General features: G+C 70.5%; 20 protein-coding genes. 11 read left to right on the forward strand and 9 right to left on the reverse strand.

The genetic code is table 11. From position 1 onward, the window contains the following. Nucleotides 1-13: 13 nt before the first annotated feature. From ABGA98_RS07715 to ABGA98_RS07725, 3 genes are all read right to left on the reverse strand, one after another. On the reverse strand, nucleotides 14-1,102 hold the full coding sequence (locus tag ABGA98_RS07715; RefSeq protein ID WP_347617449.1) for a glycosyltransferase: 1,089 nt from the start codon (nucleotides 1,100-1,102) through the stop codon (nucleotides 14-16). Between the two features lie 19 nt (nucleotides 1,103-1,121). Further along, nucleotides 1,122-2,369 (reverse strand): nucleotide sugar dehydrogenase, encoded by a 1,248-nt coding sequence (locus ABGA98_RS07720; protein ID WP_347617450.1) that lies wholly within the window; start codon nucleotides 2,367-2,369, stop codon nucleotides 1,122-1,124. A gap of 133 nt (nucleotides 2,370-2,502) precedes the next feature. Next, on the reverse strand, nucleotides 2,503-4,053 hold the full coding sequence (locus ABGA98_RS07725) for a glycosyltransferase family 4 protein (protein WP_347617451.1): 1,551 nt from the start codon (nucleotides 4,051-4,053) through the stop codon (nucleotides 2,503-2,505). A 188-nt stretch (nucleotides 4,054-4,241) separates the two neighbouring features. On the opposite strand from ABGA98_RS07725, the gene wecB reads away from it, so the two are divergent. Further along, the gene (wecB, locus tag ABGA98_RS07730; RefSeq protein ID WP_347617452.1) at nucleotides 4,242-5,372 is read left to right on the forward strand and encodes a UDP-N-acetylglucosamine 2-epimerase (non-hydrolyzing); all 1,131 of its coding nucleotides are present in this window, start codon (nucleotides 4,242-4,244) and stop codon (nucleotides 5,370-5,372) included. A 149-nt stretch (nucleotides 5,373-5,521) separates the two neighbouring features. Continuing rightward, nucleotides 5,522-7,534 carry a glycosyltransferase gene (locus ABGA98_RS07735; RefSeq protein WP_347617453.1) on the forward strand — a complete coding sequence of 671 codons (2,013 nt, stop codon included), beginning with the start codon at nucleotides 5,522-5,524 and terminating at the stop codon, nucleotides 7,532-7,534. Between the two features lie 4 nt (nucleotides 7,535-7,538). Here the strand turns inward: ABGA98_RS07735 and ABGA98_RS07740 are convergent, their stop codons facing one another. Beyond that, nucleotides 7,539-8,177 (reverse strand): hypothetical protein, encoded by a 639-nt coding sequence (locus ABGA98_RS07740; RefSeq protein WP_347617454.1) that lies wholly within the window; start codon nucleotides 8,175-8,177, stop codon nucleotides 7,539-7,541. 377 nt (nucleotides 8,178-8,554) lie between these two features. On the opposite strand from ABGA98_RS07740, the gene ABGA98_RS07745 reads away from it, so the two are divergent. The 5 genes from ABGA98_RS07745 to ABGA98_RS07765 all read left to right on the forward strand — a co-directional run bounded on the left by ABGA98_RS07745 (nucleotide 8,555) and on the right by ABGA98_RS07765 (nucleotide 13,777). Next, nucleotides 8,555-10,156 carry a hypothetical protein gene (locus ABGA98_RS07745; protein WP_347617455.1) on the forward strand — a complete coding sequence of 534 codons (1,602 nt, stop codon included), beginning with the start codon at nucleotides 8,555-8,557 and terminating at the stop codon, nucleotides 10,154-10,156. Nucleotides 10,157-10,349: 193 nt separating this feature from the next. Continuing rightward, a complete protein-coding gene (locus ABGA98_RS07750) occupies nucleotides 10,350-12,461 on the forward strand; it encodes a nitrate- and nitrite sensing domain-containing protein (RefSeq protein WP_347617456.1) in 2,112 nt (703 codons plus the stop codon). Continuing rightward, a complete protein-coding gene (locus ABGA98_RS07755; RefSeq protein ID WP_347617457.1) occupies nucleotides 12,458-12,865 on the forward strand; it encodes a roadblock/LC7 domain-containing protein in 408 nt (135 codons plus the stop codon). Before ABGA98_RS07750 ends, ABGA98_RS07755 begins: the two co-directional genes overlap by 4 nt. Continuing rightward, nucleotides 12,862-13,224: a DUF742 domain-containing protein gene (locus tag ABGA98_RS07760; protein ID WP_347617458.1), complete on the forward strand. Its 363-nt coding sequence runs from the start codon at nucleotides 12,862-12,864 to the stop codon at nucleotides 13,222-13,224. The genes ABGA98_RS07755 and ABGA98_RS07760 overlap by 4 nt, the downstream gene beginning before the upstream one ends. Next, nucleotides 13,205-13,777: an ATP/GTP-binding protein gene (locus ABGA98_RS07765; RefSeq protein WP_347617459.1), complete on the forward strand. Its 573-nt coding sequence runs from the start codon at nucleotides 13,205-13,207 to the stop codon at nucleotides 13,775-13,777. The genes ABGA98_RS07760 and ABGA98_RS07765 overlap by 20 nt, the downstream gene beginning before the upstream one ends. Nucleotides 13,778-13,842: 65 nt before the next feature. Here ABGA98_RS07765 and ABGA98_RS07770 read toward each other — a convergent pair whose 3' ends face one another. The 5 genes from ABGA98_RS07770 to ABGA98_RS07790 all read right to left on the reverse strand — a co-directional run bounded on the left by ABGA98_RS07770 (nucleotide 13,843) and on the right by ABGA98_RS07790 (nucleotide 19,310). Next, complete coding sequence (locus tag ABGA98_RS07770) at nucleotides 13,843-14,220, reverse strand: DUF742 domain-containing protein (protein WP_347617460.1); 378 nt, start codon at nucleotides 14,218-14,220, stop codon at nucleotides 13,843-13,845. Further along, nucleotides 14,217-16,670, reverse strand: coding sequence for a nitrate- and nitrite sensing domain-containing protein (locus tag ABGA98_RS07775; protein WP_347617461.1), 2,454 nt, complete (start codon nucleotides 16,668-16,670; stop codon nucleotides 14,217-14,219). Before ABGA98_RS07775 ends, ABGA98_RS07770 begins: the two co-directional genes overlap by 4 nt. Nucleotides 16,671-16,726: 56 nt before the next feature. Next, nucleotides 16,727-17,401 carry a DUF998 domain-containing protein gene (locus tag ABGA98_RS07780; RefSeq protein WP_347617462.1) on the reverse strand — a complete coding sequence of 225 codons (675 nt, stop codon included), beginning with the start codon at nucleotides 17,399-17,401 and terminating at the stop codon, nucleotides 16,727-16,729. Nucleotides 17,402-17,536: 135 nt separating this feature from the next. Further along, a complete protein-coding gene (locus ABGA98_RS07785) occupies nucleotides 17,537-18,952 on the reverse strand; it encodes an FGGY family carbohydrate kinase (RefSeq protein ID WP_347617463.1) in 1,416 nt (471 codons plus the stop codon). 169 nt (nucleotides 18,953-19,121) lie between these two features. Further along, nucleotides 19,122-19,310, reverse strand: coding sequence for a hypothetical protein (locus tag ABGA98_RS07790; RefSeq protein WP_132590911.1), 189 nt, complete (start codon nucleotides 19,308-19,310; stop codon nucleotides 19,122-19,124). Nucleotides 19,311-19,503: 193 nt separating this feature from the next. On the opposite strand from ABGA98_RS07790, the gene ABGA98_RS07795 reads away from it, so the two are divergent. The 4 genes from ABGA98_RS07795 (at nucleotide 19,504) to ABGA98_RS07810 (ending at nucleotide 22,944) form a co-directional block, all read left to right on the forward strand. Continuing rightward, a complete protein-coding gene (locus ABGA98_RS07795) occupies nucleotides 19,504-19,740 on the forward strand; it encodes a hypothetical protein (protein WP_347617464.1) in 237 nt (78 codons plus the stop codon). 202 nt (nucleotides 19,741-19,942) lie between these two features. After that, a complete protein-coding gene (locus ABGA98_RS07800) occupies nucleotides 19,943-21,103 on the forward strand; it encodes an MFS transporter (protein ID WP_347617465.1) in 1,161 nt (386 codons plus the stop codon). Between the two features lie 303 nt (nucleotides 21,104-21,406). Then, nucleotides 21,407-22,414: a S1 family peptidase gene (locus ABGA98_RS07805; RefSeq protein WP_347617466.1), complete on the forward strand. Its 1,008-nt coding sequence runs from the start codon at nucleotides 21,407-21,409 to the stop codon at nucleotides 22,412-22,414. A gap of 152 nt (nucleotides 22,415-22,566) precedes the next feature. Next, nucleotides 22,567-22,944: a VOC family protein gene (locus tag ABGA98_RS07810; protein ID WP_347617467.1), complete on the forward strand. Its 378-nt coding sequence runs from the start codon at nucleotides 22,567-22,569 to the stop codon at nucleotides 22,942-22,944. Nucleotides 22,945-23,027: the final 83 nt, after the last annotated feature.

Genomic DNA, 23,027 nt, shown 5'->3' on the forward strand with positions numbered 1-23,027 from the left:
TGAAGGAGAACCGTTATCGGCTGAGGCCCGCCCACGACTCCAGCTGGGCGACGAACCGCTTCGCGGAGTTGGGCCAGTGGTGGTTGGTGCGGGCCGCCGCGTAACCGCGTGCCCCCTGGGCCCGCCGCTCCCGCACGTCGTCGCGGAGGGTCAGCACCGCCTGCGCGACCGCCTTGGGGTCCTCCCACGGCACGACGACGCCGCTGTCGTACCGTTCGACCAGCTCGACAGCGCGCGGGGACGGGGTGGTGATGACGGGGATGCCGTGGGCCATGTACTCAACGATCTTCGTCGGCATGGAGTGCCGGTAGTTGGGCTCGTCGTGGAGTAAGGAAAGCCCCGCGAGCGCCCCGTCGAGCCGCTTGAGCGCCTCGTCGTTGGGCATGAAGTCGCGCCATTCCAGCAGGCCCTCGGTGACGGCCTGGTTGAGCATCGGGCGGCTCTGCGGGTCGGCGTACCCGATCAGCTCGACGGCCACGCGGTACGGCTGCAGCAGCTTGGCCACCTCGACGGCCTCGATCACGCCCCTGGCCCGCGACAACCAGCCGAGATAGACCACCCGGTCGTCGCCCGGCGGGGTCACGGAGTCGGGCACCCACGTCTCGTTGGGGACGATGGGGTGGGCGTCCTTGAACCGGCCCGCGTACGCCGTCTCGGCCAGCATCAGGTGCATGTGCCGCTCGGCGGTGCCTTCGAGCATGCGGGCCATGAAGCGCACGGGCGGCCGCAGGGGCGAGGGGAGCCAGGGCTTCAGCGAGAGCGTGGCCGGGGTGTCCTCGTGCACGTCCCACACCACGGGCGGCCTGTTGCGTACGCCCCACACGGCGAACAGCAACTCGGGGTCGTGGACCAGGACCAGGTCGACCTTGTCGCGCATGCGCTTGAACAGCCGCCGGGCGGCCCACACCGCGGACAGGCGTTTGCGCTGCGCGGCCCTCGGCAGATCGACGCCGGTGACCCAAGGACGGGGGACGACGCCGAAGGCGGTGAACGACGCCGCGTACGTGACCTCATGACCGGCGTCCACGAGAGCACGGATCTGCCGATGCAGAATCCTCGCGTCCTCGGGGTTATGCACCACCGTCATGACGAGCACGTGCACTGCGCGCAGCCCTCCGTCGCTACAGCCGCTCGACGCGTTCACCCTCGGCGAGAACGCCCCGGGTGTCCAGCACGAGCTTGGCTTTCGCCTCGACCATGTCGAGGTCGAACGCGGCGTGCTGCTGCAGGAGCAGCGTCACGTCCGCGTTGGTCACGGCCTCGGCGAGATCCTCCTCACGCGGCACCGGGGTGCCGTCGACCGACCACTCCTTGACGTACGGATCGGCGAACGAGAGCTCCGCCCCCAGCTCCAGCAGCGCCCGCGCCACCGGGAGCGCCGGGGTCTCACGTTCGTCGGCGATATCCGGTTTGTACGTGACGCCGAGCATAACCACTTTGGCGCCGTTCACGGGCTTCTTGTTGCTGTTCAGCAATCGCTGGACCCGCGCCACCACGTACGACGGCATCCGCTCGTTGATCTCCTGCGCCAGCTCGACGAACCGGAACGGGTAGCCCAGCTTGCGCACGGTGTAGGAGAGATAGGACGGGTCGACGGGGATGCAGTGCCCGCCGACGCCCGGTCCCGGCAGGAACTTCTGGAAGCCGAACGGCTTGGTCGCGGCCGCCTCTATCGACTCCCACAGGTCGATGCCGAGCTCGTCGCAGAAGATCGCCATCTCGTTGACGAGGGCGATGTTGACGTGCCGGTAGGTGTTCTCCAGCAGCTTGGCCATCTCGGCCTCGCGGGTGCCGCTGACCGGCACCACCTGCTCGATGAAGCGCCCGTAGAACGCCGTCGCGCGGTCGCGGCAGGTGGGCGTGTAGCCGCCCACGACCTTGGGGGTGTTGTGCAGCCCGAACTTGGGGTTGCCGGGGTCGATGCGCTCGGGCGAGAACGCCAGGTGGAAGTCCTCGCCCGCGACGAGCCCCGAGGTCTCCAGCAGCGGCCTGGCCACCTCGTCGGTGGTGCCCGGCCAGGTGGTGGACTCGAGCACGACGAGCGTGCCCTTGCTCAGGTTGCGGGCGACGGTCTTGGTGGCGCCCTCCACGGCCGACAGGTCGGGACGGTGGTCCTCGTCGAGCGGGGTGGGCACGCAGATGACGATGGTGTTGCTTCTGGCCAGCACGGTCTCGTCGAGGGTGGCGCTGAACCCGTTGGCGAGCATGTGCTCGAGGTCCGCGTCGGTCAGGTCATCGATGTAGGACTGCCCGGCGTTGAGCGCGTCGACCTTGCGGGGGTCGACGTCCACGCCGACGACCCGCAACCCGGCGGCCGCCGCCTCTTTGGCGAGCGGCATGCCGACGTAGCCCAGACCGATGACAGCCAAGTCGATTTCTGTCACAGCTGTGCCTTGAGGAGCCGGAAACAACACTTCATGGTCGCAAAGGTTATCTCAAGTCCACCTAGCTCACGCCTAATGCGACCGAACCCGTCGTAAGAGACAGCTAACACCAAGGTCATCATTCACCAAGAGACCGGTATAGAGCTTGATAAGTCTCGGCAACCCGGCTCCAGGTGCGCTTCGCCGCCACTTCGGCCCGTCCCGCATCGCCCATCTCCGCGCGCTTGGCGGGATCTTCCCTGAGCCCGGCGAGCGCCTTGGCCAGCGCGGCGGGATCGCCGGGCGGCACGAGCATTCCGGCGCCGTCGGAGCCGACGAGCTCGGAAAGCGCGGGCAGATCGCTGAGCACGACCGGCTTGCCGAGCGCCATCGCCTCGACCGGTTTCAATGGCGTAACAAGTCGGCACACGCGAAGGTCCTCGCGCGGGCAGACGAAGATGTCGATGGCGTCCTGCGCCTGCAGCGCCTCGTCGGGACCGACCCGCCCCGGCAGCACGGCGTCGCTCAGGCCCAGCTCGTCGACCAGCTCGAGCAGGTTGTCGCGCTCGGTGCCGTCGCCGACGATGAGCACCCGCACCGGGGTGCGGTCGTCGCGCAGCAGCGCGGCGGCCCGCAGCAGGGTGGCGAACCCCTCGTAGGCCACGATGCTGGACACCGACCCGACGACGATCTCGCCGGGCTCGATGCCGTACGCCTGCCTGAACGAGGCGCCGTCGTAGTGGGCCGACAGCAGCGAGTCGTCCACGGCGTTGGGCGCCAGGTGGATCTTCTCCCTGGGCACGCCGCGCTCGACGATCTCGGCGGCCATCGTCTCGGCCAGCGTCACCACGGCGTCCGCCTCGCGCATCAGGAACGCCTCGCGCTCGCGCTGGAGCACGTGCCGCTGGCTGCCGACGCGGATCGGGTCGCGCGAGGCCCAGGTCTCCTCCAGGAAGCCGCGCACCTCGTAGACGAACGGCGTGCCCGTCCTGTCGCGCACGGCGTGGGCGATCGAGCCGTTGCGGTGGTCGGTGGCGGCGTGCACGACCCGCGGCCGCAGCTCGGTCACCAGCTTGGTGACCCCGTCGGCGCCCCTCGTGATGCGGCCCTGGGTCTCGAACGGCATCTCCCCGTGCCCGTCCGGCAGCAGCCGGTAGTAGGGGATGCCGTCGATCTCTTCGTACGGAGCCGCGTCCGTGTGGCCCTGCAACATCGGCCAGCCCCAGCTCGTGACCACGTGCGGGTCGATGCCCGCGGCCTTCTGCGAGCTGACGATGCGGTGGGTGCGGACGGTGTAGCCGGCCTGCGTGTACGGCAGCGCGTTGGTGACGACGTGCAGCACGCGGTTCTCGACCCGGCTCAGGATGGCCACCTTGGGCCCCGGCGGGATCGGGTCGGGGCTGATGGCGGCCAACTCGCCGCGGTAGTAGGCGGCCCTGCGCTTGACGAAGGGGTATTTGGTGTGCGCCTCGAGCACGGCGGCGGCCTCGCTGACGCGGCCGGCGTCCCAGTGGGTCTTGGCTTCGTTCCACGGACCCTTGACCACGCGCATGCCGAACTTGCGCACCATGCGCCGGGCCCGGCGCGCGGCCGGCCAGGCCACGCTGCCCACGACGGGCCGCATCCGGGGCGGAAGCGTTTCGGCGGCGGCCTGGGCCACGCGGACGGGGTCGGATCTGACCTTCGTCATGACCACCCGGGAAACGATGATCGGGTGCTGGACGAAGCCTTTGAGAAGTCCACCGACGCCGACACGGGCGGACTTCGCGGAAACCCTGTCGGATGAGCGGGAGGAGTCTTGACGACTGGCGTCGGATGCCACGCGGTGACCGTACCATAGGCAGCGTTTTTTCCCTTCCGCTATGAAAGGCGAGGTCAATGAGGGAGAACCCCCTGGTCCTGCACGTATTGGGTGCTCGTCCCAATTTCGTGAAAGCGGCCCCGGTGGTCCGGGCACTCGGTGAACTCGGCGTGCGGCAGGGCATCATCCACACCGGTCAGCACTATGACGCGCTGATGTCGGACGTGTTCTTCGCCGATCTCGGCCTGCCCGAGCCGGTGGCGAACCTGGGCGTCGGCTCGGGCAGCCACGCCAGGCAGACCGCGGCGCTACTCGTCGGCCTGGAGGAGGTCGTGCAGGAGCAGGAGCCCGACCTGGTCGTGGTGTACGGCGACGTCAACTCGACGCTGGCCGCGATCCTCGTCTGCGCCAAGCTGGGCGTGAAGACCGCGCACGTGGAGGCGGGGCTGCGCTCGTTCGACCGCGGCATGCCGGAGGAGGTCAACCGGGTCGTCACCGACGCGCTGGCCGACGTGCTGTTCGCCACCTCGCCCGAGGCGCTGTCCTACCTGGCGTCCGAGGGCGTGCCCGCGTCCAAGGTGCACCTGGTGGGCAACCCCATGATCGACAGCCTGTACGCGGCCCTGCCCTCGCTGGACCCGGCGCCCGTGGCGGAGCGGCTCGGCCTGCCCGGCCGCTACGCCGTGGCGACCCTGCACAGGCCGGCGAACGTGGACACGGCCGAGGCCGCCAAGGAGCTGGTCGACGCGGTTCTGGACGTGTCGCGGCAGATCCCGCTCGTGGTGCCCGTGCATCCGAGGGGCAAGGCCCGGCTGGCCGAGGCGGGCCTGGTCGACGGCCCGTCGGTCAAGGTGGTGGACCCGCTGGGTTATGTGGACTTCCTCTCACTCGTCCGCGGGGCGGCGCTGGTGGTCACCGACTCCGGGGGCGTGCAGGAGGAGACGACCGTGCTGGGCGTGCCCTGCCTGACCGTGCGGCCCAACACCGAGCGGCCGATCACGATCACGCACGGCACGAACCGGCTGGTCACGCCCGCGCTGCTGCCGGCGGCGGCGGAGAAGTCACTGGCCGACGGCGCCTCGACGCCGGCGGGCGAGCTGCCGGTGTTGTGGGACGGCCAGGCCGGCCCGCGGATCGCCAAGGTGATCTCCGCCTGGCTCAAGGGGGACAACCTGGCCCCTGCCTCTCAGGGCAAACGCCCCGAATAGTGGCTATTTCCGCCGTAGCATGATGTACCTCCGCTGAGCGTTAGGCGTCCACCATGGCCGAAAATCCCCGCGGGGGGCAGGCCCCTCGCGTTCCCTCCGAAAATCTCGGTGCTTCGCACGGATCTTCTCAACACGAACCCTCCGGGTTCGTGTACCAGCGACTCGGCCCCGTCAACTGGCTGCCCGAGGACCGCAAGGTCGTCGAGCGGTACGAGGCGGAGCTGAGAGAGTTGCGGCGGCGGCTGGAGATCGCCGAGGCCAAGGCCGCGTACGCCGGCTGGAAGCTGGAGGCGACGCAGGCCAAGCGCACGTTCAAGCTGGGCGAGGCGCTGGGCTCGAAGAGCCCCGGGAAGATCGTCGAGGCGGTCAGGTCGAAGCAGAAGGCTCCCAAGCCGCCCACACCCGTCACCGAGGCCATCGAGGCGGCGAACAACCGGCCGCCGCTGGTCGACGTGCCGGCGGTGAAGTGGCCGGCGGGCCCGGTCAACAGGCCCGACCTGAAGGTCGCGGTGATCCTCGACGACTTCTCCAGGATGGCCTTCCGCTACGAGTGGGACCAGATCGAGTTCGGGCTCAAGGACTGGCCGGAGATCTTCGCGGACAAGCGGCCCGACCTGCTGTTCTGCGAGTCGGCCTGGCACGGCAACCAGGGCCGCTGGCGCTACCAGATGACCGGCACCAACGCTCCCAAGGAGCCGCTGCGCGACCTGGTGGCCTGGTGCAAACAGGAGGGCATCCCCACGGTCTTCTGGAACAAGGAGGACCCGCCGAACTTCGACTTCTTCATCGACACGGCCAAGCTGTTCGACTACGTGTTCACCTGCGACGGTGACATGTTGCCGAAATATCGCGAAGTTCTCGGACATGACCGGGTGGACGTGCTGCAGTTCGCCGCCCAGCCCCGCGTGCACAACCCCATCCAGCAGCGCCAGGGCCGCCTGCACGACGTGGTGTTCGCCGGGATGTACTTCCGCGACAAACACCCCGAGCGCCGCGAGCAGATGGAGACCGTGCTCGACCCGATCAGGGAGCTCGGCCTGCACATCTTCGCCCGCAACGGCGAGGTGGACGAGAAGTACGCCTGGCCGGAGAAGTACCGGCCGCACATCGTGGGCGAGCTGCCCTACGACCGGATGCTGGCCGCGTACCGGATGTACAAGGTCTTCCTCAACGTCAACTCGGTGCTGGACTCGCCGACCATGTGCGCCCGCCGCGTCTTCGAGCTGTCGGCCTGCGCGACCCCCGTCGTGTCGGGGTGGTCACGGGCGATCGAGGAGACCTTCGGCGAGCTCGTCCCCATCGCGCGCGAGCCGGTCGAGTCGTACAACCAGGTGCTGCACCTGATCAACAGCCCCGAGCTGCGGGCCAGGACGGGCCACCTGGCGATGCGCGAGGTCTTCGACAAGCACCTGTTCTCCCACCGCGTCGACCAGATCCTGCAGCTCCTCGGGCAGCGGACGCAGACCCGGTCGCGCTCGATCTCGGTCGTGCTGCCCACCAACCGCGCCTCCCAGATCGAGCACGCGATCTCGTCGGTCGCCCGCCAGATCCACCGGCCGCTCCAGCTCGTCATGGTGCTGCACGGCCTGGACATCGACCCGGTCGTGGTCGCCGACAAGGCCCGCATGGCGGGCATCACCGACGTCGTCGTCCTGCCCGCGGACGCCTCGCTCTCGCTCGGCGCCTGCATGAACCTGGGAATCGCCGCCGCCGAGGGCGACCTGATCGCCAAGATGGACGACGACAACCTCTACGGCGAGCACTATCTGTCGGACCTGGTCAGGGCGTTCGACTACTCCGACGCCGAGCTGGTCGGCAAGGGCGCGCACTACGCCTACTTCGAGGGCATGAACACGACCATGCTGCGCCTGCCCGGCCTGGAGCACCGCTACTCGTTCCTCGTCCAGGGCGGCACGTTCCTCGGCAAGGCAGACATGTTCCGTTCGTACGGCTTCGCGGACATCACCCGCGGCGAGGACACCCAGCTGGTACGGCGGCTGAAGGAGGACGCCGTCAAGATCTACTCGGCGGACCGCTTCAACTTCGTCTACTGGCGCAGCGCCGACGCCTCGATGCACACGTGGCAGGCCGACCACATCAAGCTGACCCGCAACGCGCAGTTCGCCTTCGTCGGCCGCCCTGACGACCACGTGCTCATCTGACCCGTCAGGCGACCTGTTCGAGGTTCTTGTCGGCGAGACGGGCCAGTTCGTACAGGCCCTGCGCCTTCACCTTCTGGCCGACCACGAGCATGCTCATGACCACGGTGCCCCGCCTGATCATGACGGAGCCGATCTGCGCGTTCTTCTCGCCGCCGGCGGCCGAGGTGAGGTAGGCCCGCGACTCGTCGCCCTTGGGCGGCATCTTCAGCGTCCTGGTCGTGTACGTCACCTGCGTGCCGCCGACGTCGGCCGTGTAGGAGGCGCACTGGCGCGGCAGCGGCTTGGGGAAGGACTCCGACGGCAGCGACACCACCGCCTGCGTGATCGAGCCGCGCTCGGCGGCGAACGCGATCACCGCGGCGGGCGCCCCCGCGATGTCGGGCTGCTCGATGTCGAGCTGGGCCGCGCCCGCGCACTCCGGCCGCTGCAGTTTGGCCTGGCGCAGCGCGGCGATGCCCTGCTGCGTGGACTTGAGCTTGCCGAACGCGCCCAGTTCGGGACCGTAGGCGACGTGCATGCCGTCGGGCACCGGCAGCAGGGCGGCGCGGAGCTTGGCCGAGGCGGCGGACGGCGAGGACGCGGACGCCGAGGCGGCGGGCGCCTGCGGCTCCTCCCCGGAGGAACATCCGGCAAGGGCCAGCATGCCCAGACATATGCCAGAAATGGCCTTAAGCATATACGCTCCAATTCACTCGCGCGGCATTGTCGAAAACGCTAGAGGAAGCGGAGAGTACGCAGCCGGGCAACGTCGCTATTCGCGGAATTCAATGGTTTCGCGGCTTTTTCCGGTTCCGCGAGCCTGCGAAGAGCGCCACGATCGTGCTGGTCAGGCACTCACCACTCCCGGACGGAGCCCGCCAGGATGCGTCGAAGGGGTGCGTGCCGGTCACTTGACTCCCCGGCCTGACATGCCGGACGGGTGACCCGATCAGGCATTCGCCGTAATAGGTCGCGCAAAATGTTTCTCGAACCACTGCGCGGCATGACGCCGCTTTTCACCCGGCTGCTGATGATCGCGCCATGGGCCTGACTCCACGCGACCTCGGGATGAAACAGATCATTTCCCGCCGGGACTTCTTCGACGGCATAGCCGTGAGCGCTCTGGGGAGCCCGGTGGCGGCGCGAGTGGCGCATGGCGCCCCTGGGCAAGCTGAGACGCCTCAGAACGCCGCGTACGGGCCGGGTAGCTTCACGGTGCGGGGAGACACCAGTGAGGCGCTCAGCGTGCCGCACGCGCTGCGGGACGGGCGGTTCTGGGCCCACGCGGGCGCGCCGGAGGCGACAGGCGAGCGCTACGACCTCGTGGTGGCCGGCGGCGGGCGCAGCGGGATGAGCGCCGCCGCCGAATGGCTGCGGCGCGATCCCGGCGCCTCCGTCCTCGTCCTCGACAACCACGACGAGGCCGCAGGGCAGCCCCGGCGCGACGCGCTGCGCCGCAGGACCCGCCAGGGAGCCGGGCGGGAACGGCCCGACGGCGTGATGTGCGACGCGGAGACCTTCGGCGCGGACACGCTCGTCAGGCTCGCCTCACCCGGATGGGCCGACGAGGCGCCGGTCGCCGAGCGGGCCAGGCGCGACCTGCGCATGCTCCACGAGGACCCGCCCGACTGGTTCCCCAGGCTGTCGGCGGAGGAGAAGCAGGAGCGGCTGGCCGCGCTCACGTACTCCGAGTTCCTGCTGCAGGTGTGCGGCGTCCATCCCGACGTCGAGCGGTTCTGCCGGACCATGCCGTGCCGCGAATGGGCCTACGACACCCGGGCCTTCGGCGCGATCGACGCCTGGGGCTCAGGCTATCCGGGGTTCGCCGGCCTCGGGCTCGACCGGGACAAACCCTCCCGGCTCAACTCGCCCAGCGTGCGGCAGGAATGGCAGGCCGGCGCGCGAGGTGACCACGTCGCCCCGCCGCCGCCCGACGGCCGGGCGCGGCTGCGGTTGTCCAGCCCGGTGGTGTTCGCGCGCGACGGCGCCCACGCCGCGACCGTGGGCTACTTCGACGGCCACCAGGTCATGACCGTCGAGGCCGGGGCGGTGATCCTGGCCTGCTGGAGCGCGGTCGTCCCGTACCTGGTGCCCGAACTCCCCGAGGACCAGCGGCGGGCGCTGCGCTCGGCCATCAGGGTGCCGCTGCTGCACGCCACGGTACAGGTGCGCGACGCGCGGGCGTGGCGGCGGCTCGGCGTCCAGCGGGTGCGCTGGACGGGCGCGTACTGGTGCTTCTGCGAGCTCGAACCGCCCGCCACCGTGCACCTCCTGGCCGCGCCCTGCCGCTCCGAGCTGGGGCCCGGCGCGGGCGCGGCGGCGGGCAGGCGGGAACTGGTCAGGACGCCGTACGGGCGGCTCGAACACACCATCCGCGGCCAGCTCGCCCGGCTGCTCGGCCCCGCCGGCTTCGATCCCGCGGCGGACATCGAGGCGATCACCGTCGACCGGTGGGGGCACGCGAACACGCCCGAGTACTGCCGGCCCTGGCACCCGTACTATCCCGACGGGCCCTTCCCCGCGGACGTCGCGCGCAGGAGGTTCGGCAGGATCGCGATCGCGGGCTCCGACTCCGCGCCCGTCGGCCGCGCCGACGCGGCCGTGTCCGCCGCGCTGCGCGCCGTCGGCGAACTCGCGCCATGACGCCATGGCTGCCCCGATCCTCCCAATAATCCCGGTAATGAACGTCTTCCCCCCACTGCGCGGGGACCATAAACGGTGCTAGTCTCCTGTGCGATCTTCCGGAGGTGTATTTACACAAGGTGTGGAAATGCCCCCGACTCGAGGTTGGGACATGGGCTCGCGAAACCGGTCAATTCGGTTCAAGATCTTCTTATTGCTGCTGCTACCCCTCCTGTCTCTGAGCGCGCTGTGGGGTTTCGTCCTCAACCTCACCATGGGCGACACCCAGTCACTACTCCGGGCCGACACGCTCTACCAGACGATCGGTGTGACCTCCACCGACCTGGGATTACAGCTGCAGGCCGAACGCGTGCGCTCGATGGAACCGCTCACCGCGCGTGAGCTCTCCGAGGTGCTCGGCGGCCAGCGCTCCCGCACCGACAAGGCCGTCGACGACTTCCGCCGGGCCGTCGACGAAGCCGGCGACGCCGTCGACGGCGACCTGCGCCGCCCGATCGGCAACCTCAACGTCGCCCTCGACCGGCTCGGCCAGATCAGAGCAGGCGTCGACGAGAGCCGCGGCAACCGCCTCACCACGCTCAACGCCTACAACCACGTGCTCGACCGGCTCTTCCTGGTCTACGACCACCTGGTCACCGTCTCCGACCTGGCCATCTACCAGCAGGCCAGCGCGATGCAGGCCATGGGCATGGCCCGGGAGTACATCGCCAGGGAGCACGCCCTCATCGTCGGGACGCGCGGCGCCGAACGGCTCAGCGAGGCCGAGGCGGCGGCCTTCACCGAGTACGTCGCCTCCAGGAAGTTCCTGCACGCGCGCGGGCTCGCCGGGCTCGACGTGCGGCTGCGCGAGCCGTACAAGCTGGTCTTCGCCACCGACCCGTTCCTCTCCTTCACCACCCTGGAGGCGCGCGTCGCCGGATCCGGCGAACTGCCCGCCGAGGAGGACCGCTGGCACGAGGTCGTCGACCGGCTCACCGCCCAGCTCGACGAGATCGGCGCCGAGTCGTCCGCGACCGTGGCCACGCGCGCGGCCGAGGCCGCCACCTCCACCATCGTCAAGATCGCCGTCGCGGGCGGCGTCGGTTTGATCGCGGTGCTCGCGTCAATCATCATCTCTGTACGCTTCGGTCGCCGCCTGGCCGGCGAGCTGGGCGGGCTGCGTTCCGCCGCGGTCGAGCTGTCGCAGACCCGGCTGCCCGAGATCGTGGCGCGGCTGCGCAGGGGCGAGGACGTCGACGTACGGAAGGAGACGAAGGCGATCAAGGTGAGCGGTTCCGCTGAGATCACCGACGTGGCCAGGGCCTTCGGCTCCGTGCAGCGCACCGCCGTCAACGCCGCGGTCGGCCAGGCGTCGCTGCGGCGCGGCGTCGGCCAGGTCTTCCTCAACCTCGCCCGCCGCAAGCAGGGCCTGCTGCACCGCCAGCTCGCGCTCCTCGACGGCATGCAGCGCCGCACGCACGACCCCGACCGGTTGGAGGAGCTCTTCCGGCTCGACCACCTGACCACCCGCATGCGCCGCCACGCGGAGAGCCTGATGGTGTTGTCGGGCGCCGAGCCCGGACGGGCCTGGCGCAGGCCGGTTCCCGTGATCGACATCGTCAGGGCCGCGGTCGCGGAGGTCGAGGACTACACCAGGGTCGCCGTGGAGGCGATGCCGGTCAGCGCGGTCGACGGCACCGCAGCGGCCGACATCACCCATCTGGTGGCCGAGCTGGTCGAGAACGCCACCATCTACTCGCCGCCCGACACCACGGTCCAGGTGCGCGGCGACATGGTGAGCAACGGATACGCCATCGAGGTGGAGGACAAAGGCCTCGGGCTGTCGGCCGGCGAATACGCCCAGTTCAACGCGCTGCTGGCCGCGCCGCCCGAGTTCGACCTGGCCGACAGCGACAGGCTCGGCCTGTTCGTGGTGGCCAGGCTGGCCGAACGGCACGGGATCCAGGTGCTCCTGCGACGCTCGCCCTTCGGCGGCACGACGGCCATCGTGCTCGTGCCACGGACAATGGTGACCGACCAGGCGACACTGGAAGCGGGCGGCGGCGACGGCAAGGCCGCCCTGCCGAGCCGTACGAGGAAGAAGGCGCTCGCGGTCGTGACCTCGGGCACCCACGCCGGGCTGCCCAGGCGAGTGCGTCAGGCCAAGCCGGCGCCGCAGCTCAAGCAACAACCGCCTGAGCCGGAGCCGCAGGCCGAACGCTCTCCCGAAGAGGTACGCGACCTGTTCTCCGCGTTCCAGCGGGGAACGCAACGCGCCCGAGAAGAAGCCTCTGAGGAGGGGCCCATGAGTAAGGGGGATGCATGAGTGTGCCGGCCACCAACACCGGTGAACTGAACTGGCTGCTGGACGACCTCGCGACGAGGGTCGCCGCGGTCCGCCAGGCGGTCATCCTGTCGACGGACGGCCTGGCGGTGGGTTATTCCAGCGCGCTGACCCGTGACGACGCCGAGCACCTGTCAGCGGTGGCGGCCGGGTTCCAGAGCCTGGCCCGCGGCACCGGGCGGCATTTCGGCGGCGGCGACGTGCGCCAGACCATCGTGGAGATGGAAAGCGCGTTCATGTTCGTCACCGCGGCCGGACAGGGCACCTGCCTGGCCGTCATCGCCGATGCCAGCGTGGACGTCGGCCACATCGCCTACGAGATGGCGATGCTGGTCAAGCGGGTGGGGCAGCACATCAGCACCAACCCACGCGCTGGAGCGTCATGAGCGATAGCCCGCAGTGGTTCGATGAGGAGGCGGGGCCGATCGTCCGGCCCTACGCTCTCATCCGCGGTCGCACGCACTCCTCCGGAGACACGTTCGACCTCGTGGCCACCGTGCGCGTCATCGGCGACCCGCCTGACGAGCTCGGCCCAGAACAGCAACTGATCCTGCGGGCAGCGCGAAACCCGATCTCGGTGGCGGACCTGGCCGTCGAGATCGACCTGCCCGTCGGCGTCGTCCGGGTCATGCTCGGCGACCTGCGTGACAACGGCCTCATCTCGGTGACGTCGCCCTCGGCTGGAGGGGCGCGCTCGAACGAGCGCATTCTCAAGGAAGTGATCAATGGACTCCGTGCTCTCTGAGGACCCCGTCGCGCTCAAGATTCTTGTCGCAGGGGGGTTCGGCGTCGGCAAGACCACACTGGTCGGGTCGATCAGCGAGATCAAGCCGCTGCGCACGGAGGAGGTGCTCTCCGACCGCGGGATCGGCGTCGACGACCTCGACGGGGTGGAGGCCAAGTCCACCACCACCGTCGCGATGGACTTCGGCCGCATCACGATCCGCGACGGGCTCGTGGTGTACCTGTTCGGAACGCCGGGCCAGGAGCGGTTCTGGTTCATGTGGGACGAGCTGTCCCACGGCGCGCTGGGCGCGGTCGTGATCGCCGACACCCGGCGGCTGACCGACTGCTTCCCGTCCGTCGACTACTTCGAGCAGCGCGGCACGCCGTTCGTGGTGGCCGTCAACTGCTTCGACGGCGCCGCCCGGCACAGCGTCGACGACGTGCGCATCGCGCTCGACCTCGATGACGACGTACCGGTGATGCTCTGCGACGTGCGGCGGCGCACCTCCGCCAAGGAGGTCATGATCACCCTGGTCGAGCACTCCTTGCGGACCCTCGCCTCCGCGAACTGACGCGCGGGCCCCGCTACCGAATTTGTCGGTAGTGCTCCGGCCTTCAGTTCACGCCGGGGAGCGCGTCAAAGGGCACGCAGGCCGTTGATCACCTCTCGGAGCAACGACTCCGAGGGGGCGGCGGCCTTGTCGCGCGGCGGGCGTACGGTCACCAGGCCGTGGTCGAGCAGGTCTCCCAGCAGCACCCGCACCACGGCGACCGGCAGGCCGAGGGTGGAGGCGACCTCGGCGACGGGCTTCGACTGCCCCGCCACGCAGGTCAGCAGCCGGCGGTGCTGGGAGCCGAGCTCCGCCTTGGCGGGCGCGGGCAGGCCCGTCGAGATGACGGTCGCCAGCAGGTCGAGCGCCGACGACGACGTGGGCTTGGTGCGCCCTCGGGTGACCGCGTACGGCCGGACGACCGGCCCCGCCTCCTCGTCGACCCACTCGTGCTCGCGGCTCACGATTCAGATCCCCCATCCCGCTCGCTGTCCTGCCGCCCGCGCTGCCAGCCGGACTGGAGCGAGGAGAGCAGCGCCCTGGCCTCCTCAGGTGAGCGCTCCGCGACCGGCTGCTCGGCGGGCGGCGCCTCCTTGAGCCGCTGCGGCAGATTCGCCTGCCGCTCGCGCCGCGGCAACCCCGTCTCCCGCTCGCGCTGGGGCAGGCCCGTCTCCCGCTCGCGCCGCGGCAGGCCCGTCTCCCGCTCGCGCCGCGGCAACCCCGTCTCCCGTTCCCGCTGGGGCAGGCCCGTCTCCCGCTCGCGCCGCGGCGGCTCGGCCGCCTCGGGATCCTGCCGCTGTGGCAACGCCGTCGGGCCGCCGCCCTGGAGTTGCTGCGGCATCGCCGTACGGCCGTTCCCCTGGGGTTGCTGCGGCACCGCCGCGCGACCGTTCCCCTGACCCTGCTGTGGCACCGCAGTGGGGCCGCTCCCGACAGCCCTTCTGCTGGTACGGATCCGGCGCGGCAACTCTCCCGGCCCGGTCGGCTCCTCCCTGACGACCGACACGGAGACGGGCTCGAAGTCCATCTGCTGCACGGGCGTGGGGATGGGCTCGACCAGCGAGCCGGGCACGAGCACGATGGCGGTGGTGCCGCCGTACGGTGAGGGTTTGACCGTGACCTTGACGCCGTGCCTGGCGGCGAGCATCGCGACCACCGCGAACCCGAGCCGCTCGGTCTGCGCGGGGTCGAACTCGGGCGCGCTGGCCAGGCGTTCGTTGATGGCCCTGCGGGTGTGCTCGTCCATGCCGAGGCCGCGGTCCTCGATCTCGACCGCGAAGCCCTTGCCGACCATCTCGCCGCGCACGGAGACCTCGTTGCCGGGGGAGGAGAACGAGGTGCCGTTCTCGATCAGCTCGGCGAACAGGTGCATGAGGTCGGCCACCGCGGTGCCGGAGACGCCGCACTCGGACATCGGGTAGACGCGGACGCGGGTGTACTCCTCGACCTGGGCGGCCGCGCCGCTCAGCACGTCCTCCATCGGGATGACGCCGCGCCACCTGCGGCCCGCCGAGCCGCCGGACAGCAGCACGAGGCCCTCGGCGTGGCGGCGCATGCGGGTGGTGAGGTGGTCGAGCCTGAACAGCCGTTCCAGGGCCTCGGGCTCCTCCGTCTGGCGCTGCATCTCGTCCAGCAGCCGGAGTTGGCGCTGGAGCAACGACTGGCTGCGCCTGGCCAGGTTGCGCAGCGCCTCCGACACGCCGTCGCGCAGCTTGGCCTGCTCGACGGCGGCGTCCACGGCCGTGGTCTGGACGCTGTCGAACGCCGCCGCGAGGTCGCTGACCTCGCTGGTCGAGTTCTCGCTCACCTTGATCGGCGGGGCCTCGGTCGCGATGTCGACGCTCTCGCCCTTGCTCAGCTTCGACACGACCTCGGGCAGCCTGATCTCCGCCAGGTCGAGCGCCGTGCGGCGCAGCGCGGCCAGCTCGCGGGTGATGCGGCGGCCGACCCTGATCGAGATGAAGACGGAGAACACGACCGCGATCAGGCCGAGCGCGCCGGCGACGCCGGCCTGCACCAGGATGGTCACGCCCGCGGGCTTCATCCTGGCGAGCAGCTTGTCGCCGGTGTCGCCGACGGCCTCCCGATATTCGGCCTGCACCTGGTCGGCGATGCCCCGCCAGAGCTGCATGTCCACCCGCTGGCCGCCGATGTAGCCCTCCAGGAGGTTCTCCATCGTGACGTAGCGGGGCGAGTAGTACAGCTTCTCGAACGGCGCCCGCAGCTCGGTGTCGAGGTTGGCCAGGGCCTGGGGATACAGGTACGTCCTGGCCCCGTCGATCCCGGCCAGCATGTGCGTCTCGTGCATGGTGGCGCGGCCGTTCGTGGCCACGATCAGCGCGTGCTCACGGCTCAGCAGCTCGCGCGCCTGGTCGGCGGTGATCAGGCCCTGCCCCTGGAGGGACAGTTCCAGGTCGGTGCTGACCACCAGCCTGGAGTACAGCAGGTGGATCTCGTCGGAGACCTTCGAGTACTCCGTTACGAGCTTGCCGGCGACGAATTCACGGTCGTCGACCTTCTTCCTGATGTCGGGGAGCCGGTCGGCCTCCGCGAGCACGGTCTGGAGCTGGGTCCGCATGTCCGGGGTGAGGACGTCCTGGGTGTCCTGCGCCATCGCGCCGTCGCGCAGCTCTTTCCTGGCCACGTCGACCTTCTCCCGCGCCTGCTCCAGCGCCTGGGGATCCGGCACCGCGCCCGCGAGCCGCTCGGCGGAGGCCAGCCGCTCGGCCTGCAGGCTGGACACCAGTGCGTCGGCCCTGTTGATGACACCGGTCCAGATGGTCTCGACCTTGAGCAGGTTGAGCGCCTCTCCCGACGTTGTGCCCGCGGCGAAGCCCCAGAGCGCGATCAGGGAGACCAAGGGGATGACGAGCAGCGTCGAGATCTTGAATCTGATGGATCTGCCCGATGCCATGACACCTGCTCCCGGATAGAAGATCGCGGGAGAGAATAGCACCGAAACAGATGGTTTTAAGGTCGACTAGCGATAAATCTGTGATATGTCGGGAAATTGACGGCCTTTGCGGCGGCCGGGCGCCAGGCCAGCCACGCCAGCCACCCCGCGAGCACCGCCAGCAACGACACCTCCGCGGCCAGCAGCAGGCGCTCCACCAACCCGATCATCACCCGCTCGCCCGGCAGCGCCACGTAGGTGATCGCCAGCAGCCCGAACCCGCCCGCCAGCGCCACCCACTCCACGGCCCGCGCGACCGGCTTCCACGCGGCGTGCGCGGTCAGCCGGGGCACCAGCAGCGCGCCCGCGGCCGGCAGGCTCACGAACGCCGCGACCGACGCGTACCTGTGGATCTGCGCCGCGAGGTCCGGATCCTGGCCGATGGGTGTGGTCGGGATGATCGCCGCCACGATCAGCGCTCCCGACCACACCATCAGCAACCGCCCGGGCATCCCCCGCACGGGCGCCCCCGCGGACCGCAGCCCCGCCAGCAACACCAGAGACCCGACCCCGAGAACCGCCATCGCCATCTCCGTCACGCCCCCGCGGTCGGACACGGCGAACTCGCTCACGGTCACGTTCATGGGGTCGAGGTAGGGGGCCGAACCGAACTGGCCGACCACCACGGCGACCACCGAGAACAGGATCGAGGCGCAGGCGATCAGGGGGTAGAGCCTCTTTGCTGCGGTCATAGGCCCTAGCCTGCCCCTGGCGACCGCTCCCCCACATCAGGCCCCACCCCCGACCCGACCCTGATCCACCCCTGAGACCCCATCTCCGTCCGTGGCACCCGCCAGTGCGGAGCCGTGAAGGAAGGCGATCAGAGATCAGTCGAGGATGTGGGCGGTGGCGCGGGCGTAGCGGTGGCGGATCTCCTGGACCGCCTGTCCTTCGTACGTCTGGGTGTCCTCCGAGCGCCAGTCGGGGGTGGTGACCAGGGTGGCGGCCTGGTGGGCGGCGCCGTCAGCGACGTATTCGGCGGGTGGCGGCACCGCGATCGGCACGCCGAAGATCGTGGGGGCGATGCGGCGGACCGCCTCCGAGCGGGCCGCGCCCCCGATCAGCAGCACGCGTTCCGGCCGCAGGCCGAGCGCGTCGTGCGCGTCGGCCAGCCCGCACAGCATGCCTTCGACGGCGGCCCTGGCCAGGTGGGTGGGGGTGGCGGTGGACAGGCTCAGCCCGTGGATCGACCCCGTCGCGGTGGGCCGGTTGGGGGTGCGCTCGCCTTCGAGGTAGGGGACCAGCGTGAGCCCTTCGGCCCCCGGCGGCGCCTGGAGGGCGAGGTCGCTCAGCTCGTCGAGCGAGACGCCGGCGACGCGGGCGGCGGCGTCCATGACGCGGGCGGCGTTGAGCGTGCACACCAGCGGCAGGAAGCGCCCCGTCGCGTCGGCGAACCCGGCGACCGCGCCGGTGGGGTCGGCGCTGGGCGTCTCGGCGACCGCGAACACGGTGCCGGACGTGCCGAGCGACACCACGACGTCGCCGGGCCGGGCGCCGACGCCGAGCGCCGCCGCCATGTTGTCGCCGGTGCCCGGTGCGATCAGCACGCGCGCGGAACCCGGCGCCGCCTCCTGCGGCCCGAGCACCTTGGGCAGGTGGGGGACGGCGCCGAGGGCGGTCTTCAGCAGGTCGGTGCGGTAGGCGCCGGTCGCGGGGGACCAGTAGCCGGTGCCGGAGGCGTCACCGCGGTCGGTGGCGAGCTGGTCGAGGGCCGGCGTGGGGGCCTCGAGCCAGGCCCGAGCGTCGAAGGGGCCGGAGGCGAGAGCGCCGGCCAGGCGCCAGGTGAGCCAGTCGTGCGGCAGGCACACCGCAGCCGTGCGCTGGACGCTGGCGGGCTCGTGCTCGGCCAGCCAGCGCAGTTTGGCCACGGTGAACGACGCCACGGGCACCGAGCCCACCGCGTCGGCCCATGCCTGAGGGCCGCCCAGCTCGGTGACCAGGTCGGCGGCGGCCTGGGCGGAGCGGGTGTCGTTCCACAGGAGGGCGTCGCGGACGACGTCGCCCGAGGCGTCGAGGCAGACCATGCCGTGCTGCTGGCCGGCCACGCTGACGGCGGCCACGTCGTCGAGCCCGCCGGCCTCCTCGATGGCCTGCAGCAGCGCGGCCCACCAGTGTGACGGGTGGACCTCGGTGCCGTCGGGGTGCGAGGCCCGGCCCTGCCGGACCAGCGCGCCCGTATCGGCGTCGCGAATGACGACCTTGCAACTCTGCGTGGAGGAATCGACCCCTGCGACCAGCGTCACCCGCGTACTCCTAACACGTGTTCCAGCACAAAGCTGGTTGAGATGGGGGGAATGCTACCCGCGCCCGGCGGGGACGCGGGCGACCGGGGCATCCGCCGCGGTCCGGGATGTGCGCCCATCGGCACGGTCGGCTCGCCCACGTCTCGATGCTCCCCCCGCGATCAGGTGTTCACAAGCCCGACGGGTCGCGGCCCACGCTGATCTCCTCGGCGATCCTGCGGATCTCCGTCACCTCGAGGCCGGGGGCCTTGGGCAGGCCGCGCAGCAGCGCGTCCATCACCACGGGCACGGGCTGGCCTGCGAGCCTGCCCGCGATGCCGTGGACAGCCCTGAACAGCGCCTCTTCGGTGTCGTGCATCGGCAATCTCCTCGGTTCGGGTACCCGGAGAACGGTACGGCCTCGGTGCGACAGTTGCGCGCCACACCCCGCCCGCGTGTCCCCCGCCGCCGCCAGGCTGCGCGAGCGTGTCCATCCCGGCCTGAAGTACCTTGGTGGTGACGGCTCCTTCGCCACGGAGCGATTCCACCGGGTGACTTCCAGGGGAACGGCCATGCCAAGCGATCCTGACCATGTGCTCGACGCGATCGACGGCGTAGTCGACGAGTGGGAGACGCTGAGCGCCGACGCCATGCGCTGGGCGCCTCCCGAGAGCAAGAGTCCCGACCTCATGACCGAGGTGACCGAGATCTTCGGCCCGCTGGTCAACGCGTTCACGGAGGTGCTGCGGCCCGTCGGCGACGCGTTCGAACGGGTCCTGCAGTCGTTCGACGACGACGACCGCGGCTGACGCGACGCACTCCACCGGCGGGGCCCGTCCGCTCGACGTGGCGCGGGCTGGGGTCGTAAAGGGGTGGACGGTGACGGAGGGCTCGCTAAACTGTCCGGTATGACCAGGCGACATTGATCCATAACCAGGGGCCGGCGCGGGGCGCGCGGGCCTCCGAGGCGACAAGCACTCGGAGTCCCTACTCGTCCCCCTGGAAGGCCTCATGCTTGTCGCGTCACTCTACGTTTACGCGTTCCTCGGCGAATTCCTGCTGATCTACCCGGTCTACACGCTGCTGTTCATCGACACCGGGTTGTCCGTGGCCGAGACGTCGTCCCTGTTCGTCATCTGGTCGGTGACGGGCCTGGTGCTCGAGATCCCGTCCGGCGCCTGGGCCGACCGGCTGTCCAGGCGCGTCACCCTGTTCCTCGGGCCGCTGCTGGCCGGGCTGGGTTTCACTCTGTGGCTGGTCTTCCCTTCCTACTGGGCGTTCGCGCTCGGCTTCGTGTTGTGGGGCGCCGAGGGCGCGCTGGTTTCCGGCGCGTTCGAGGCCCTCTCCTACGAGGAGCTGGAGCGCCGCGGCCAGGCGCACCGTTACACCGCCGTCATGGGCCGGGCCACCGCCGCGGGCACCGTCGCCACCGCGACGGCGATCGGCCTGGCCACGCCCGTTCTCGCGGCAGGCGGTTATCCGGCCGTGGGCGTCGCCAGCGTGCTGGCCTGCGTCCTGTGCGCGGCCACGGCGCTCACCCTGCCCGAGCACCGCACGCGCGGCGGCGACGGCGCTGAGGAGGGGTACCTGGCGATTCTGAAGGCCGGCCTGACGGAGGTCCGCACGGATCGCCGGGTCCGGCGCGCGGTGCTGCTGGTCGCCTTCGTGACGGCGATCTGGGGGGCGCTGGAGGAGTACGTCCCCTACCTCGCGATCGAGGCGGGCGTGACCAAGGCCGTCATCCCGATGCTCATCCTCCTGACCTGGGTCGGCGCCACGGCGGGCGGCCTGCTGGCCGGACGCGCCCGGCACATGCCGCCCCGCGCGTACGCCCTGACGATCGCCCTCGCCGCGCTGGCCATGGCGGCGGGGGCGGTGAGCGGGCACCCGGCCGGGTTCGCGCTGATCGCCCTGGCCTTCGGGGCGTTCCAGCTGGCCGGGGTGGTGGCGGACGCGCGGATGCAGGAGCGGATCACCGGCACGGCCAGGGCCACCGTGACGTCGGTCGCCGGCCTGGGCATGAACGTGGTCACGCTCGCCGTCTACGCCGCGTACGGGGCGACGTCGTCGTACGTGTCGCACGGCCTGACGTTCGCCCTCATGGTGGTGCCGTACGCGTTCATCGCCCTGCTGACGGCGCGCTCGACGGCGCTCGCCCCGGCGCGCCGGTGACCGGGGCCGTTCCCGGCGGCGGTCCTGCTCGCCGCCGGGGACGGCCTTATGGGCGGAGGGCTGACAGTTCGGGCCCACGGCCGAAACCGCGGATATAACACCGAAATAGGGCCTGTTTGACATCTGACGAGAAGCGTTAACCTCCGTTAACTTGACAGCACCCCCAACCGAGGAGTGCTCATGTTGAGTAAACGCGGTGCGGTGGCAGGATCCATCATCCTCGCCGCCTGCCTGGCCACCCCCCTCAGCCCAGCGTTCGCTGAGCCGGCACCGCAGTCAGCTCCCCCCTCCGCGCCTCCCCCCGTGATCGACGCACTCGAACGCGACCTCGGCCTCTCCGAGGAGCAGGTCATCACCCGGCTGGCCAACGAGCAGCGCGCCGCGGCCACCGAGGCCTCGCTCAGCGGCAAGCTGGGCACCGACTCGTTCGGCGGCGCCTGGCTCAACGCCGACGCCTCCAAGCTCATGGTCGCCACCACCGACGCCGCCGAGACCGCCGCCATCGAGGAGCAGGGCGCGCAGCCCGTCGTCGTCAAGCGCACGCTGGCCGAGCTCGAGGGAATCGTTCAGAAGATCGACCAGGCTCCGGAGCCCGCCAGGTCCGGTGCCGCCCTCTGGTATGTGGACGTGACCGCCAACAACGTCTCCGTCCAGGCGTCCACCGTGGAGGCCGCGCAGGCCCTCGCCGACGCCGCGGGCGTCGACAAGGAGGCTCTGAGCGTGTCGGCGACGGCCGAGCAGCCGAAGCCGTTCATCAACATCATCGGCGGGTCGGCCTACTACATCGGTTCGAGCCGCTGCAGTGTCGGCTTCTCCGTCACGCGGGGCAGCACCCCCGGCTTCGTCACCGCCGGGCACTGCGGCCGGGCCGGGTCCAGGACCACCAACCCGACCGGCACTTTCCAGGGCTCGTCCTTCCCGGGCAACGACTACGCCTGGGTCGCCGCGCCCGGCAACACCCCGCAGCCGCTGGTACGCGGCTCCGGCGGCTCGACCGTGACCGTCCGCGGCTCCTCGCAGGCCTCCGTCGGCTCGTCCATCTGCCGCTCCGGCTCCACCACCGGCTGGCGCTGCGGCACCATCCAGCAGCACAACGCCAGCGTCACCTACCCGCAGGGCACCGTGAGAGGCCTGACCCGCACGTCCGCCTGCGCCGAGCCCGGCGACTCCGGCGGCTCGTTCATCTCCGGCAACCAGGCCCAGGGCGTGACGTCCGGCGGCTCGGGCAACTGCCGCTTCGGCGGCACGACGTACCACCAGCCGGTCAATGAGATCCTCAGCGTGTACGGGCTCACGCTCCGCACCGGCTGACCTTCCAGGAGACACGCGCAGCGCGCCCGCCGTCCGGGCGCGCTGCGTTCTCTTGGTCCGCGCGGGGAGAACGTCGCGGCGGCGGCGATGAGTTTCGTGCGGCGGGCCGGTCTGTCGTGGTGGAAGGCACATCGACGACAGAGGAGTTGGACATGAGGCGACCCGTTCTCGACAGCATGCTGCTCGCGAGCACCGATCCCGACAGGCTGCGCGACTGGTACGCCGCGGCGCTGGAGCCGGAGGAGAAGACCGACGTCGGCGTGATCCGGGTGCTGAAGTACGGCGGCTTCCATCTGCTGATCGACACGCGGGCGGACATCGCCGACAAGAATGCCGAGCCCGGCAGGGTGATACTGAACTTCGACGTGGCCGATGCCCGCGCCGTGGTCGCCCGGATGGAAGGTCTGGGAGTTTCGTGGCTGGCCGAGCTGGAGGACCGCGACGGCAGCCTGTTCGCCACCGCGATCGACCCCGACGGCAACTACGTCCAGATCATCCAGCTCAGCGAGGCGCACCGCGCGGCGATGTGACGGAAGGGGCGGTCCGAGGGCCCGCCGATCGCGTGGTTCAGGGGCCCGGCGGGCAACGTCCTGTCGGGTCCAGGCCTCGCGCG

This window comes from Nonomuraea sp. B1E8 (assembly GCF_039871515.1).
Lineage (GTDB): Bacteria > Actinomycetota > Actinomycetes > Streptosporangiales > Streptosporangiaceae > Nonomuraea.

What these genes read in the sequence shown, in the direction of transcription:
- ABGA98_RS07725 (WP_347617451.1), bottom strand. Translation starts at nt 4,053, where the DNA reads ATGACGAAGGTCAGATCCGACCCCGTCCGCGTGGCCCAGGCCGCCGCC.
- wecB (WP_347617452.1), top strand. Translation starts at nt 4,242, where the DNA reads ATGAGGGAGAACCCCCTGGTCCTGCACGTATTGGGTGCTCGTCCCAAT.
- ABGA98_RS07740 (WP_347617454.1), bottom strand. Translation starts at nt 8,177, where the DNA reads ATGCTGGCCCTTGCCGGATGTTCCTCCGGGGAGGAGCCGCAGGCGCCC.
- ABGA98_RS07745 (WP_347617455.1), top strand. Translation starts at nt 8,555, where the DNA reads ATGGGCCTGACTCCACGCGACCTCGGGATGAAACAGATCATTTCCCGC.
- ABGA98_RS07755 (WP_347617457.1), top strand. Translation starts at nt 12,458, where the DNA reads ATGAGTGTGCCGGCCACCAACACCGGTGAACTGAACTGGCTGCTGGAC.
- ABGA98_RS07760 (WP_347617458.1), top strand. Translation starts at nt 12,862, where the DNA reads ATGAGCGATAGCCCGCAGTGGTTCGATGAGGAGGCGGGGCCGATCGTC.
- ABGA98_RS07765 (WP_347617459.1), top strand. Translation starts at nt 13,205, where the DNA reads ATGGACTCCGTGCTCTCTGAGGACCCCGTCGCGCTCAAGATTCTTGTC.
- ABGA98_RS07775 (WP_347617461.1), bottom strand. Translation starts at nt 16,670, where the DNA reads ATGGCATCGGGCAGATCCATCAGATTCAAGATCTCGACGCTGCTCGTC.
- ABGA98_RS07780 (WP_347617462.1), bottom strand. Translation starts at nt 17,401, where the DNA reads ATGACCGCAGCAAAGAGGCTCTACCCCCTGATCGCCTGCGCCTCGATC.
- ABGA98_RS07790 (WP_132590911.1), bottom strand. Translation starts at nt 19,310, where the DNA reads ATGCACGACACCGAAGAGGCGCTGTTCAGGGCTGTCCACGGCATCGCG.
- ABGA98_RS07795 (WP_347617464.1), top strand. Translation starts at nt 19,504, where the DNA reads ATGCCAAGCGATCCTGACCATGTGCTCGACGCGATCGACGGCGTAGTC.
- ABGA98_RS07800 (WP_347617465.1), top strand. Translation starts at nt 19,943, where the DNA reads ATGCTTGTCGCGTCACTCTACGTTTACGCGTTCCTCGGCGAATTCCTG.
- ABGA98_RS07810 (WP_347617467.1), top strand. Translation starts at nt 22,567, where the DNA reads ATGAGGCGACCCGTTCTCGACAGCATGCTGCTCGCGAGCACCGATCCC.